The organism is Planktothrix sp. (assembly GCF_046067725.1).
GTDB lineage: Bacteria > Cyanobacteriota > Cyanobacteriia > Cyanobacteriales > Microcoleaceae > Planktothrix.
Genome location: NZ_JBJUDF010000283.1, coordinates 1 through 14,397, shown reverse-complemented (window position 1 = coordinate 14,397; position 14,397 = coordinate 1). Strand labels below are relative to the sequence as shown.

Here is a 14,397-nt window from a genome sequence, read left to right as displayed (position 1 = left end):
ACTTCAGACAAAAAACACGGACATACAGACATCATTCGAGCCATTGTGATTAGTCCAGATAATCAATTATTAATCTCTGGAAGCAATGATAAAACTATAAAAGTATGGGACTTAAATTCAGGTGACTTCAGAGATCAATTAACAGGTCACACTAAAGCTGTTACATCCTTAGCTATCACTTCAGATTCTCAATTTTTAGCCAGTGGTGCTGATGATGGAACAGTTAGAATTTGGGATCTCAAACAACATCAAGAACTTGCTACTCTTTCTTTTCCTTCTTCTTATGTACAGTCTGTAGCTTTTACTACTGATAACAAATTTCTGGTTGCTGGAGGAGATAAGAATGCTATAAAAGTCTGGAAAATGCCATTTTAAAGTTAATTTTAATCCGGGGCTGAATATAGCAAATCTCAATGAATTGGATCTATTCACCCTAAAAAATATCTCCATCCCAGTGTAGGGGCGAAGCAAGCCTCGCCCCTAGGTTTTTTGTAATATCATCAAGACCTTTTCATAGCTCATAGGCAACGGATTTTATAGAAATAAGGAGATTGAGTTTATTATTTTGATTTTAGTCATTGAGTAGTGCTGAAGCACAACAACGAGGGTTTACCAAATATGTTCTAAGTTTAAGGTAAATTGAGGTAAAATATTTTCTCCTGATAATGTTGATGGATTTTCTAATATTTCTACTTCTTGATTAGGTCGATAGATTTCTACGGTTTTGGTTTGAGGATCAATTAACCATCCTAAACGAGTTCCGTTTTCTTGGTATTCTTTCATTTTCTTTTGAATAGTTTTGAGATGATCGCTTGGAGAACGTAATTCAATCACAAAATCAGGACATAACGGTAAAAACTTTTCTTGTTGTTCAGCAGTTAAATGATTCCATTTTTCTAACGGTATCCATGACCCATCGGGAGAACGATCTGCACCATTGGGAAGTTTAAATCCTGTAGAAGAATCAAAAGCAATTCCACACTGATTTTGACGACTCCAGGCTTGCAATTGATAGGCAATTTCAATATTTCGATGTCCTGTTTTTCCCCCTGCGGGTGACATAATCACTAACTCTCCATTGCTGTTCCGTTCAAATCTTAAATCTGGGTTATTTTGACACAGTTGATAAAATTGTTCGTCACTGAGATCAATGGTTTCTATGTTTAAAGTAAATTGAGTCATCGTTATTCATGGTAAGAGGATTAGATTAAAACTATTATAAGCGATCGCTCTTTTGGTGCGGAAACACGCGATCGCTATTTTTCTCATCTATAATAGAAGTGGTAATTATTTATTGTGGAATATCCAAACTTTCTAACACTCAAAAATCAAATCAACTAAACTTTTTAAATCCGGCACTTCTAAATCCGGTTGAGCAGTGGTAGGTTTGGTTGCACCTCCTCCGGGTTTTCCTTGACGACGATTGACCCAAACCGTTGTTAATCCTAAACTTTTGGCTGTAGCAATATCATGAAAAAGGCTTTGAGCTACGTGCAGTAATTGATGAGAAGAAAGCTTAGTTTTTTCTAAAGCAAATTCAAAATTATGGACAGAAGGTTTATAGGATTGAGCTTGTTGTGCGGTAATAATGTCATCAAATTCTATTTTGAGATGTTTATTAGTTTGGGCAAATAAATCATCATCAATATTAGAAATAATTACTAATTTATACTTTTGTTTTAACGCTTGGAGAGCTTCTACTGTATCCGAAAAGGGTTGCCAATCTTGAATCGAATTAGCTAAACTTTCTAATTCCGTAGCCGTTGGAGAAAACCCTAAACGTTCTCCGAACTTCTGCACCACTTCTCGAAGAATGTCTCGATAGGTTTTATAATCTCCGCTTTGAGCTTCTGGTTCTAAAATAGCAAATAATTCTAGTAACGCTTGATCACTCATTGTAATACCATGAGCCTTGACTAATTGTTGTAAAACCGGAGTAATTCCGCTTTCCCAATCAATTAAAGTCCCGTAACAGTCAAAGCTCAAGGCTGTAAATTGATTAAATTGAATCATGAGTTTAGGGGTATTTTAAGACGGATTCAATATCGCCTTCTCAATTCGAGAGAATGATGAAATCCTGGGCGATTATTCTTTACCAATGACTGATAACCCTTCAACAATAATTGACGGAGTATAACAGGAACCATTCCAAGAGCCATCGCCCCCTAATTCTACAACTTGTTTGAGAGCGGTGTAAACATTCCCCGCTACCATTGTATTTTTCACCCGTCCGACAATTTCACCTTTTTCAATGCGATATCCTAAATCAACATTAATGGAAAAATCCCCACTCATTCCGGCACTTCCTCCTAACATTTGATCGACGATTAACCCTCGATCTAAACTTTGGATTAATTCATTTAAAGAACTTTTTCCGGGTTTTACTAATAAATTAAATAACCCAGGTGTGGGATAACTGCCTAAATGGGTACGAAATCCGTTTCCGGTTGTACCACTGCCCAAGGTGCGACCGGTCGTTAAGTCGGTATAAAACAGTTGTAAAACCCCCTTTTCAATAAAGGTAATGGGACGGGTGGGCACTCCTTCATCGTCAAAGGGACAACTATAGGGCCCGACATCAGGTTCCTGAGAGACGCTTAACAAAGGAGACATCACGGGGGTGGTTAAGCGATCGCTCCAAGGAGAAGCGCCTTCCAAGACCTGTTTGCCATTCAAGGCGGCGGAAATGGTTCCCCAGAGCATATCGGCAGCTTTAGCAGTGAATAACACCGGAATCCGACCGACCGGAGAGGGGACATTATTTTTTGCCCAATTTAACCGCATTAAAATGCGTTCCGCCAGCAGGGTCGGATCAAGAATATCCCGTTGAGTTTGGCCATCGGACACGGCTAAAAAATCATCGCCCCGTACCCATTCAGTTTCCAGATAACCACTGAGGGTGGTGTCCGTATGGCGACATTCCAGTCCCCGTGAGTTAATCAAGCGAATCGATTCAATTTCACAGTCCCATTCGGCCGTACATAACACTTCTGGATAGGACTTGCGAATTAATTCGATGGCTTCTTTACCCCAACTGACCAATTGTTCAACGGGTACAGATTCCCCAATATCAGGATAGTGGCTGAGGGTGGTTGATGCCGTGAGTTCAACGGTTTCTGGCTGATTCAGGGTACTCAAGGAGATGGCCCGTTCAACTAATTTTTCCGGTTCCACTGGCCCATAGGCCACCGCTAAACCGGGACGGCCATCTCGCCAAAGTCGCAGGGTTGTCCCTTCCGATTGGCTGCTTTCCAGTTGCTTGAGTCGATTGGCTTCAAAAAAGATTGGCTTGGATAGGGATTGAGATTGAAACACTTCCGCAGCCTCAGCGCCTGATGCGGCAGCTAACTCTAATAGCTGTTCGGCGGATTGGTCGTTGGTCATGGATGGTAGTCATGGCATAGCGTCATCGTTCATCCTACCGTGATCGGTGATTTCTACTGAAGGTTAATAGGCAAGATGCCTGTTCCACTGGTTTAAAGTAATAAATTAGCAATTTCCTGGTGACAATAGTGGGTCAAATCTTCGACAGCTTTTCGAGCTTGTTTACCTTGATATTGGTGGTGTAGTCGGGGGGTAATCCAATAGGGACGGCCAATGAAGAGGTTAATTTTACGATAGATAATCACGGGATGTCCACCGGGTTGATCAAATAAGGGTTCGGTGGGATCAAACAGATGGAGTAGACGCAAAGGGATGGCGGCGGGAAAAATTTGTTCTTCTAAAGTTGCGATGGCTACAGGTAAAACAGCGAGGTCTCGAACTCCTGAACGTAAAGCTAAATGAGCAAACCCTCGTTGAAAGGTTCCCACAACATTAGGCTGTGTTTGTTGCAACATTGGAGTTGCTCCTTCAGGAAAGATTGCTACCATTTCCCGTTGCTTTAATAGTTGGGTTGCTTGTTTGAAAAACTGTTGAGGTCGATGTTGGGGTTCATCAAAGGGAAACGCACCAAAGCTGGTGACCAAATCTCGTAAAAGGGGCACTTGACCCATATAATGATGGGATGCAAAACGAAGGGTACGACCGACACCTGCGGTTAAAACAATCGGATCGATGACACTGCGATGGTTGCTAACCACAATCGCAGGGCACCCTTCAGGAATTCGATCTTCATAGTAAATGAACATCTGTATTCCCAATCCTGCCAATAGCCACCGAAAACTCAATCCCCTTTGATCAACGAACATGATTTACCAATACACGACTTGAATCCGGTTAAATTTGCCACAAAAACTTAAGACTTGTTTGAGAATTTTTGAGAAACTTTAAACAAAATATTATAATCTATAAGTTTCTAGGTCATGTACTTTGAAGTTTTTTCAGGGACATGACAAAAATCCCCTAAAAAGCGCGAATTTCTACTTCTGTAGAATCAGCGTGGACATAAATAAAAAATGCTATTAGCTCGGATCATCTCCGTAGCTTTGATAAAAACTCGGTTGAATCAATCTAAGTTTTACCTTTGTAATGAAATTGACACAGACTCATTTGAATACCTTTGCTTTGACAACACCCCTTTATTATGTCAATGACGTCCCTCACATTGGTAGTGCTTATACAACCATGGCAGCCGATGCCATTGCCCGGTTCCAGCGACTGCAAGGAAAATCCGTCCTGTTGATTACTGGAACTGATGAACATGGCCAAAAAATTCAACGCACTGCCGAGGAGTTTGGACGTTCTCCCCAAGCTCACTGCGATCAAATTGTTTCGAGTTTTGCCTCTCTGTGGCAACACTTAAATATTCATTATGATCGCTTTAGTCGCACGACGGCATCTCGTCACGAGGCGATTGTTAAAGAATTTTTTCAACGGGTTTGGGATCAAGGAGATATCTATCTCAGTCAACAACAAGGCTGGTATTGTGTTGCCTGTGAAGAATATAAAGAAGAACGAGAATTAGAAGGAGGAAAATACTGCCCCATCCATGTCAATAAAGTTGTTGAATGGCGAGACGAACAGAACTATTTTTTTCGACTTTCTAAATATCAAAAACAGCTAGAAACTTTATATCAAGACCATCCCGACTTTATACAGCCGGAAAGTAGGCGTAATGAAGTTATCAATTTTGTTAAACAAGGATTACAAGATTTTTCAATTTCCCGTGTGAATATTGACTGGGGTTTTCCCATTCCCTGTGATCCGAGCCATACGATTTATGTTTGGTTTGATGCCTTGTTAGGCTATGTCACGGCCTTGCTTGACCCAGAAGAAGAACCGACTTTAGAAAATGCTTTATCTAAATGGTGGCCGATTAATTTACACCTGATTGGTAAAGATATTTTAAGATTTCATGCCATTTACTGGCCGGCAATGTTGATGTCGGCGGGATTACCTTTACCCGGTCGTATCTTTGGACACGGTTTTTTAACCAAAGATGGCAAGAAGATGGGCAAAAGCTTGGGAAATACGCTCGATCCGATCGCTTTAGTCAATCAATATGGTGCAGATGCGATTCGCTTTTATTTCTTGAAAGAGATAGAATTTGGACAGGATGGTGATTATAATCAAACTCGGTTTATTAATACCGTTAATGCGAACTTAGCCAATGACTTAGGAAACCTACTCAACCGGACGCTGAAAATGGCGCATAAATATTTTAACGGTTGTGTTCCTAATGTTAAGGGTGAGGAGATTCCCCCAGAAGATGCCCTGAAGTTTCTCGGTGTCACCTTGGCAGATACCGTTACTCAAGCCTATGATTCTCTAGCCTTTAGCGAGGTCTGCACAGCTATTTTCACCTTAATTCAAGCGGGGAATAAATACATCGATGAAAAAGCTCCTTGGAGTCTGTACAAACAAGGAAAACAACAAGAAGTTTCCCAAGTGCTGTACTCGGTTTTAGAATCGGTTCGATTAGCTGCTTACCTCTTGTCCCCGATTATTCCCAATATTAGCACTCGAATTTATCAACAATTGGGATACACCCTCGACTTCAATGATCAGACTATACTAGCGACAGCCCTGTCCTTTGACCTCCATGCTGTTTGGGGCGCGTTACCCGCTAATCAACCTTTAGCGGAAGCGCAACCCGTCTTTAAACGCTTGGAAGATACAGAGGGAGCATCATCCTAAATTTTAATCTGTTTCAGTGATAGTCTAGTTTAACATAAAACTTCCATTTCAATTGTTTACTTCCCCATACTCAAATCATTTTTTGTGATAAAAAAAGAGGTATAAAAATGTTAAATAATATCAATCATGGAGAACTTTTTACTCCTGAACAAGTTCTGGAAAACAGGGGGCGAGTTGCCATTTTTATCGATGGTTCTAATCTATTTTATGCAGCTTTACAACTCGGAATTGAAATTGATTACACGAAATTATTATGTCGTTTAACCGCCGGATCTCGGTTGTTACGTTCATTCTTCTATACGGGAGTTGATCGGACGAATGAGAAGCAACAAGGCTTTTTATTATGGATGCGACGCAATGGTTATCGCGTCATCGCCAAAGATTTAGTCCAACTTCCTGATGGTTCTAAAAAAGCTAATTTAGATGTTGAAATTGCCGTTGATATGATGGCGTTAGTGGGTTCTTATGATACCGCCGTTTTAGTCAGTGGAGATGGAGATTTAGCTTATGCAGTGGACTCGGTAAGTTATCGGGGTGTGCGGGTTGAGGTGGTGAGTTTGCGCTCCATGACCAGTGATAGTTTAATTAATGTGGCGGATCGCTATATTGATTTAGAAATGATTAAAGAAGATATCCAAAAAACTCCCCGCAGTCCTAACTATACCTATCGTCCTTTATCGGGGATCAGTTTAATGGATGGACAAATCATAGAAGATTCATAGGACAATCATAGGAGTAGAAACTTATTTTTTTCCTGATTTTTACTCCTATTTATACATCCGTTTAAATAGTGCTTCTAAAGCGGATTACTATATAGGGCTACGCATTACAGTTGTAGAGACGTGCCAAAAGCAATCAGGACACCAATCAGTGTGTCTCTACTGAAACCCTTTCCCTATTTCCGATTCCCTATTCCCCATTCGTAATTCGTAATTCGTAATTCGTAATTCCCTGTTCCCTGCTTATAAAATGAGATGCGGTTTTTACCCCTTTGGATTATCCTTTTCATCGGTATTTCTGCTTGCACCCCAACCAATATTCAACCCCCTGAAACGGATGGTCAATCGAAACCTTCTCAAGAATTTGAACGAACATTAACTTTAGATGATGTTATCTTAGAACAAGCGGATGAACAGGGAAAATTACTTTGGAAAATTAAAGCCCAACAAGTCAGTTATAGTAAAGATCAGAAAATGGCAACGGTCAAAAATCCCGTTGGGGAATTATATGATCAAGGAAAACTTCTGTATAAAGTTAAAGCGGATACAGGAGAATTTGAACAAAATAGCAAACGGATTTTTTTACGCAATAATATTGTCGCCACAGATCCTAATATCGGTTTAGTTTTGAAGGGAAAAGAATTAGAATGGATTGTTCAACAAAATATTCTAGTCGTCCGCAATACAGTCACCGCAGATCACGCCCAACTGCAAGGAGTTGCTAGAGAAGTTCAGGTGTTTTATCGTCAAAAACGAGCCGAATTTTGGGATAAAGCGACGGTTAGTTCTAAAAATCCGGTTGTGAAGTTACAAAGTGATCATATTGTTTGGCAATGGGATCAACAATTATTAACCAGTAAGTTAAAAACCCAAATAGAACGTTATCAAAATCAAACAATTACAGACCGAGGAATTGGAGAAACCGCCGAACTCAATTTAAAAACCCAAATTGCCACTTTAAGAAAAAATGCCCAAATCGCTTTATCTGAACCTCCGTTGCAAATTTCTAGCCAGGAATTGCAATGGAATTATGACAAACGCACGATTAGTTCTCCTCAGTTTATTACCATTATTGAACGGGAACAACAAATCACGTTAACCGCGAATCAAGGCTGGGGAGATTTAAAAGATAATATCTTTTATTTGACCGGAAATGTGGTGGGTATTGGTCAAAAACGTCAAGCTCAACTCAATGCTAATTTAGTCACTTGGTACGTTGCTGAACAATCTTTTTCCGCCGAAGGAAATGTAGTTTATCGTCAAATTGAACCCCCATTTAATTTAATGGGAGAAAAAGCCGTTGGGAAGTTTGAAAATGATACGGTTGTTGTGACTGGGGGGAATACAGGAGCTCCTGTGGTGACAGAAATTGTACCAGATTGACACTCTCAGGTCTGAAGACACGCTCGTTTTCAATCTCCCACCTTGGTCTTATAAAGCAGAAACCGGGTTTCTTAACCTGTGCAGAAACCCGGTTTTACAAGGATTACAATTGAATTTCGGCTCTCACCATCGGTTCACCCATGATGCGATTTAATGTAAATCCTAATTTCTCGCAAATATGCTGCATAATCCGATTATCGCTGAGGATTTCAGCAAAAATCAGAGGCATTTTTTCTTGACGAGCAATGTTGAGTAATTGACGTAATAATTCTGTTCCAATTCCTTGTCGTTGGTAACGATCACTCACCAACAGTGAAAATTCAACTTCATCGTTACCATAGCCTTTACTCAGACGTCCAACCCCCAGAATTTGAGATTCTCCAGTTTCGGGGTGAGGATATTCTGCCACTAATGCCATTTCTCGGTCATAATCAATAAAACACAGTCGCGATAACCGTTCATGGGTAATTCGAGAACTGAGTTTGACCAGATGAGCATAACGAAGATAAACACTTTCCTCGGATAAACTTTCGTCGAACTTGACCATTAACGGTTCATCTTCAGGACGGATGGGTCGAATGGTTATCGCTATTTCCTGCTTTGATGTCCAATGGGTGATGTATTGGCGAGGATAGGGACGAATGGCGGGTTTCGGTAAATCTTCTGGTTTCGTATTGGGGGAATGTAACACCACTCGTGCATCTAAGGCGATTAACTCATTTTCCGAAGCCAACAATGGGTTAATATCTATTTCTTTAATCCAAGGATGTTGAACGACTAAATGAGAAAACCGCACTAATAACTGTTCTAAAGCCTCCATATCCACTGGATGCCGTCCCCGCACCCCCAATAACGCTTTATAAATTTTGGTTTGTTCCATCATTCGACGGGCAAGAGTAGTATTTAAAGGAGGTAAAGCCAAGGCACGGTCTTTAAACACTTCTACCAATTGTCCCCCCATGCCAAACAACAACACCGGGCCGAATTGGGGGTCAAGGCTGCTGCCAATAATCAATTCATACCCGTCTAATTTAATCATCCGTTGTACGGTTACGCCTTGGAAATGTTCGGTGCCGACTTGTTGGGTAACGGAGGTTTCAATAGCCCTGTACGCTTGGCGTACCGCTTCGGGGGTATTCAGGTTGAGTTGGACTCCACCGACATCGGTTTTGTGGGTAATGGTTTTTGACAAGAGTTTCAACACCACGGGATAGCCTAGTTTTTCGGCAGCATCAACGGCGGCATCGAGATTCGTGGCAATACAGGTTTGTACGGTGGGAATGTTATAGGCTGACAGCAGGCGTTTAGATTCAAATTCCGTTAGCAGAGTTCTTTTTTCTGCTAAAACAGAGTGAATCAGATGTTCCACACAATCACAAACCAAACCTTCATCTTCAGTGATTTTAGGCAAACTGGGGGTTTCATACAAGCCTCTGAGATTGTAGGTATAACGCCACATATAATTAAACATCCGTACCGCCGAGTCGGGATAGGAAAAGGTGGCAATATTGGCTTGATTGAGAATTTTAATCCCCGATGCGACATCCGCACCCCCCATCCAACTTGCTAAAATCGGTTTATTCGGCATTTTCATACAGCGATATTTCAACTGTTCTGCGGTTTTGCTAGGATCGGTCATCGATTGCGGGGTTAATATCACTAAAATACCGTCATTATTCGGATCTTGTACGACGATATCAAACGCTTGAGCATAGCGTTCAGGGTCAGCATCACCTAAAATATCAATCGGGTTATTATGACTCCATTGCGGTGGTAACACTTGATTGAGAGCTTCAAGGGTTGCACAAGAGAGTTGGGCAAGAGTGCCACCTTCTCCAATTAAGATGTCTGTGGTTAATACCCCTGGCCCCCCCGCGTTGGTTAAAATCGTGAGTCTTGGCCCTTTAGGTCGGGGTTGTTTACTCAGGAGTTCCGCAATGGAGAATAAATGAGCAATATGATAAACTCGTAGAACTCCACAGCGTCGGAAAGCGGCATCTAAAACATCATCACTTCCGGCTAACGCTCCTGTGTGGGAGGCGGCAGCTTTGGCGGCGGCTTCGGTGCGTCCAGCTTTAATCACAATAATGGGTTTGGTCAGGGCAACTTCTCGCGCGGCAGATAAAAAAGACCGAGCATCCCCGATGGATTCCATATAAATCACAATACTTTGAGTATGGGGATCATTGCCTAAATAATAAATTAAGTCTCCCCAACCAATATCTAACATGGAACCGATGGAAACAAAAGCACTAAATCCGACGTTTTCTTGAAAACTCCAATCTAAAATCGACGTACATAATGCCCCACTTTGACTAATAAATCCTACGTTTCCGGGTTTTGCCATGGCGTTTGCAAAGGTGGCATTGAGTCCCGTTAAAGGATTCATTAATCCTAAACAATTGGGGCCGATAATTCGCATTTTACTCGACCGCGCAATTTGCAACACTTTTTGTTCTAATTCCACACCTTCCGGGCCGATTTCTTTAAACCCGGCTGAGAGAATAATGACTCCTTTAACACCAACATCAACGCATTCTTGAATCACCACCGGAACACTAGAAGCTGGAGTCGCAATCACCGCTAAATCAACAGGTTCGGGTGTTTCTTTAATATTGGAATAAGCTTTGATTCCTAAAATACTCTTGCGATGGGGATTAATTGGAAAAACAGTCCCGCCAAAGGGACTACTCATTAAATTCCAGAGGAGGGTTCTACCGACACTATTCGGTTTTTCCGTAGCCCCAATGACCGCTACTGTTTTCGGATTAAAAATAGCGTTTAAAGATTGATGTTCGTAGCGTAACACATCATGAGCAGGTTCAGGGATTCGCATTACTGTGGTTGCCATAGACCACTCCTTATACGGGTGACTGGAATTGGAGAAAAACAACAATTATTTTTGTAATTTTAAGCACTTTATTCCAGCTTTTTTTCCCTTTCATTATAATCTAATTCTTATAAAAATATCGGTTCCTTATAAAGTTTCTACATTTCGGGTAGAATTGCAAAAAGCGATCGCAACGTTTTATCTAATTTAGTTAAGAAACATAATATTTATGAGAAGACTGACCTCGGTTTTAGTTTACCCAACAGCGCCCTGAGATCAAAAATAAAAAACCCGGACAGCAGAAATTACTACCTATACAGATACAGAACAATTGAACCCACAATCTCAAGGATAAAATCTGAAATTTTTGTTACAAAAATTCAAATCAATATTAAAACACTTTCTGACCTGATGGCATCCCCTGGTCGTCGAGGCTAGGGATTTCCAAGATCAATGTTTTAGACAATCTGTCTAGGTAGAGTTTTCTCCTTTGGGTTCATCACCTGGAAAACCTCGTTTAATCTTAAATTAATGTTAAAATTCGGTTAATTTTGCAACTTTCAGATTCCAATCTCGATAAAAACTATTATGATATAAAGTGACAGCAGAAAAACCTAAATCAAACCCGGCATAGGGAGATAACAAATGATTGATAAAGTCACCAATATTGATCAACTGGAAGCTTTGATTAAGCGGGTGAAAGTTGCACAAGAAAAGTATGCAACTTATACTCAAGAACAAGTAGACCATATCTTTAAAAAAGCAGCCCTCGCCGCCAATGCTGCCCGCATTCCCTTAGCGAAAATGGCTGTCGAAGAAACCGGAATGGGCGTTGTTGAAGATAAAGTCATTAAGAATCACTTTGCCTCAGAAATTATCTACAATAAATATAAACAAGATAAAACCTGTGGAGTCATCGAAGAAGACAAATCCTTTGGATTTCAAAAAATCGCCGAACCCGTTGGCATTTTAGCTGGGATTGTTCCCACCACAAACCCCACATCAACGGCAATTTTTAAAGCGTTAATTACTCTAAAAACCCGCAACGGCATTATTTTCTCTCCCCACCCCCGCGCCAAACATTGTACCGCCGCTGCTGCTAAAATTGTTCTTGATGCCGCCATCGAAGCAGGCGCACCAGAAGATATTATTGGCTGGATTGATGAACCCACCGTCCCCCTGTCTCAAGCTTTAATGCAGCACCCGGATATTAAACTGATTTTAGCAACCGGAGGCCCTGGGATGGTGCGGGCTGCCTATTCTTCCGGTAATCCTTCCTTGGGTGTCGGCGCTGGAAATACCCCTGCTTTAATTGACAATACCGCCCATATTAAAATGGCAGTTTCCTCAATTATTCTCAGTAAAACCTTTGACAATGGCATGATTTGTGCCAGTGAACAATCGGTGATTGTGGTCGATTCCGTTTATGAAGAAGTCAAACAGGAATTTACCCTACGGGGTGCTTATTTCCTCACTCCAGAAGAACGGGAACGCATGAAAAATGTTATTTTTATTAACGGACATTTGAATGGAGAAATTGTCGGTCAACCTGTGCAAAAATTAGCTGCATTAGCTGATATTACAATTCCTGAAGAAACACGGGTCATTATTGGGGAAGGCATCGAAGTTGACGACAATGATCCTTTTGCCCATGAAAAATTGTCTCCTATTTTAGCCATGTATCGGGCAACAAATTTTGAGGATGCGGTTGCTAAAGCCGATACTTTAGTGCAGTTAGGCGGACGAGGACACACCGCCGCTTTGTACACATCTCCCAATAATATTGACCATATTAAACGGTTTGAAGATACGGTACAAACAGCACGAGTTTTAATTAATACTCCATCTTCTCAAGGAGCCATTGGAGATATTTATAACTTCCGTCTTGACCCTTCTTTAACCTTGGGATGTGGGACTTGGGGCGGTAATTCTATTAGTGAAAACGTTGAACCTCGGCATTTACTCAATATTAAAACCGTCGCTGAACGTCGAGAAAATATGCTTTGGTTCCGCATTCCTCCTAAAGTTTATTTCAAATATGGATCATTACCCGTTGCGATTCGAGAATTAGCCGGAAAACACCGAGCTTTTATTGTCACCGATAAACCTTTATTTGATATCGGGGTGACAAATTCTCTGGAGGAAGTTTTAGAAGAAATTGGACTTAAATATGATGTCTTTTACGATGTTGAACCCGACCCTTCTTTAGATACGGTACAACGGGGATTAGCATTAATGAATACCTTTAAACCTGACGTCATTATTGCGATTGGTGGGGGTTCTCCGATGGATGCAGCCAAAATTATGTGGCTAATGTATGAACACCCCGATATTGAATTTGAAGGGTTAGCCATGCGGTTTATGGATATTCGGAAACGGGTTTATGAACTGCCTCCCTTGGGAGAAAAAGCCATTATGGTTGCCATTCCTACCACATCGGGAACAGGTTCAGAAGTTACACCTTTTGCAGTGGTAACAGACCGACGCACAAATATTAAATATCCTTTGGCGGACTATGCTTTAACGCCGAATATGGCAATTATTGACCCGGAATTAGTGTTAAATATGCCTAAAAGTTTAACCGCCTTCGGGGGAATTGATGCCTTAACCCATGCCGTCGAATCCTATGTTTCCGTGTTAGCTTCTGAATATACCAATGGGTTAGCTTTAGAAGCCATTCGGTTAATCTTTAAATACCTGCCTAATTCCTATGAAAAGGGAGCCGGAGATCCCAAAGCACGGGAAAAAATGCACTATGCCGCAACAATGGCGGGGATGGCATTTGCTAATGGATTCTTAGGGATTTGTCACTCTTTAGCTCACCAATTAGGCGGTGCATTTCACATTCCGCATGGGTTAGCGAATGCATTATTAATTAGTTATGTTATTCGTTATAATGCCACTGATGTTCCCTTCAAACAAGCGACTTTCTCTCAATATAAATATCCCAATGCGAAATGGCGCTATTCTCGAATTGCAGATTATCTGCGGTTAGGGGGAGAAACAGAAGATGAAAAAGTAGATCGGTTAATTTTAGCCATCGAAGAATTAAAACGGTTAGTGGGAATTCCCGGTTCAATTCAAGAGGTATTAACAGATAAAACCGAAGCAGAATTTATGGCTAAATTAGATGAAATTGCGGATCAAGCTTTTGATGATCAATGTACCGGGGCGAATCCTCGTTATCCGTTGATTAAGGACTTGAAACAACTGTTAATTGATGCCTATTATGGTCGTCCATTGGTTTCTAATGATTATAATGGCGATCGCATTTTCCCGAACTTTGAACCTCAACCGATGATGATTGGTGGTTAAAGGTATTAAGTTTTAACCTGCGATAGCCTAGCAACCGTCTATTGGTATCGCAGGCTAATTTTATTTATCATT

10 protein-coding genes are annotated in these 14,397 nt (G+C 41.0%); 5 read left to right on the top strand and 5 right to left on the bottom strand.

Annotated features, from left to right (window positions below; genetic code table 11):
* Positions 1-375, top strand: a 375-nt coding sequence (locus ACKPEB_RS17755) for a WD40 repeat domain-containing protein (protein ID WP_408966294.1), incomplete at its 5' end; no start/stop codon positions are given.
* 234 nt (positions 376-609) lie between these two features.
* Here ACKPEB_RS17755 and ACKPEB_RS17750 read toward each other — a convergent pair.
* The 4 genes from ACKPEB_RS17750 to ACKPEB_RS17735 form a co-directional block, all read right to left on the bottom strand.
* A complete protein-coding gene (locus ACKPEB_RS17750; protein WP_408966293.1) occupies positions 610-1,182 on the bottom strand; it encodes a Uma2 family endonuclease in 573 nt (190 codons plus the stop codon).
* Positions 1,183-1,314: 132 nt separating this feature from the next.
* The gene (locus tag ACKPEB_RS17745) at positions 1,315-2,013 is read right to left on the bottom strand and encodes a haloacid dehalogenase type II (protein WP_408966292.1); all 699 of its coding nucleotides are present in this window, start codon (positions 2,011-2,013) and stop codon (positions 1,315-1,317) included.
* 72 nt (positions 2,014-2,085) lie between these two features.
* The gene (locus ACKPEB_RS17740; RefSeq protein WP_408966291.1) at positions 2,086-3,384 is read right to left on the bottom strand and encodes a TldD/PmbA family protein; all 1,299 of its coding nucleotides are present in this window, start codon (positions 3,382-3,384) and stop codon (positions 2,086-2,088) included.
* A 92-nt stretch (positions 3,385-3,476) separates the two neighbouring features.
* Complete coding sequence (locus ACKPEB_RS17735; protein WP_408966290.1) at positions 3,477-4,130, bottom strand: lysophospholipid acyltransferase family protein; 654 nt, start codon at positions 4,128-4,130, stop codon at positions 3,477-3,479.
* Positions 4,131-4,470: 340 nt separating this feature from the next.
* On the opposite strand from ACKPEB_RS17735, the gene metG reads away from it, so the two are divergent.
* From metG to lptC, 3 genes are all read left to right on the top strand, one after another.
* Positions 4,471-6,078, top strand: a complete 1,608-nt coding sequence (gene metG / locus ACKPEB_RS17730) for a methionine--tRNA ligase (RefSeq protein WP_408966289.1) — start codon at positions 4,471-4,473, stop codon at positions 6,076-6,078.
* 107 nt (positions 6,079-6,185) lie between these two features.
* Positions 6,186-6,800, top strand: a complete 615-nt coding sequence (locus ACKPEB_RS17725) for an NYN domain-containing protein (protein WP_408966288.1) — start codon at positions 6,186-6,188, stop codon at positions 6,798-6,800.
* A 252-nt stretch (positions 6,801-7,052) separates the two neighbouring features.
* Complete coding sequence (lptC, locus tag ACKPEB_RS17720) at positions 7,053-8,180, top strand: LPS export ABC transporter periplasmic protein LptC (RefSeq protein WP_408966287.1); 1,128 nt, start codon at positions 7,053-7,055, stop codon at positions 8,178-8,180.
* Between the two features lie 103 nt (positions 8,181-8,283).
* Here the strand turns inward: lptC and ACKPEB_RS17715 are convergent, their stop codons facing one another.
* The gene (locus tag ACKPEB_RS17715; protein ID WP_408966286.1) at positions 8,284-11,031 is read right to left on the bottom strand and encodes a bifunctional acetate--CoA ligase family protein/GNAT family N-acetyltransferase; all 2,748 of its coding nucleotides are present in this window, start codon (positions 11,029-11,031) and stop codon (positions 8,284-8,286) included.
* A 624-nt stretch (positions 11,032-11,655) separates the two neighbouring features.
* Here ACKPEB_RS17715 and adhE point away from each other — a divergent pair.
* The gene (gene adhE, locus ACKPEB_RS17710; RefSeq protein WP_408966285.1) at positions 11,656-14,325 is read left to right on the top strand and encodes a bifunctional acetaldehyde-CoA/alcohol dehydrogenase; all 2,670 of its coding nucleotides are present in this window, start codon (positions 11,656-11,658) and stop codon (positions 14,323-14,325) included.
* Positions 14,326-14,397 lie beyond the last annotated feature (72 nt).

Bases quoted from the DNA above. Each gene is read 5' to 3' on its own strand.
- lptC (WP_408966287.1), top strand. From the start codon at position 7,053: ATGCGGTTTTTACCCCTTTGGATTATCCTTTTCATCGGTATTTCTGCT.
- ACKPEB_RS17750 (WP_408966293.1), bottom strand. From the start codon at position 1,182: ATGACTCAATTTACTTTAAACATAGAAACCATTGATCTCAGTGACGAA.
- ACKPEB_RS17740 (WP_408966291.1), bottom strand. From the start codon at position 3,384: ATGACCAACGACCAATCCGCCGAACAGCTATTAGAGTTAGCTGCCGCA.
- ACKPEB_RS17735 (WP_408966290.1), bottom strand. From the start codon at position 4,130: ATGTTCATTTACTATGAAGATCGAATTCCTGAAGGGTGCCCTGCGATT.
- metG (WP_408966289.1), top strand. From the start codon at position 4,471: ATGAAATTGACACAGACTCATTTGAATACCTTTGCTTTGACAACACCC.
- ACKPEB_RS17745 (WP_408966292.1), bottom strand. From the start codon at position 2,013: ATGATTCAATTTAATCAATTTACAGCCTTGAGCTTTGACTGTTACGGG.
- adhE (WP_408966285.1), top strand. From the start codon at position 11,656: ATGATTGATAAAGTCACCAATATTGATCAACTGGAAGCTTTGATTAAG.
- ACKPEB_RS17725 (WP_408966288.1), top strand. From the start codon at position 6,186: ATGTTAAATAATATCAATCATGGAGAACTTTTTACTCCTGAACAAGTT.
- ACKPEB_RS17715 (WP_408966286.1), bottom strand. From the start codon at position 11,031: ATGGCAACCACAGTAATGCGAATCCCTGAACCTGCTCATGATGTGTTA.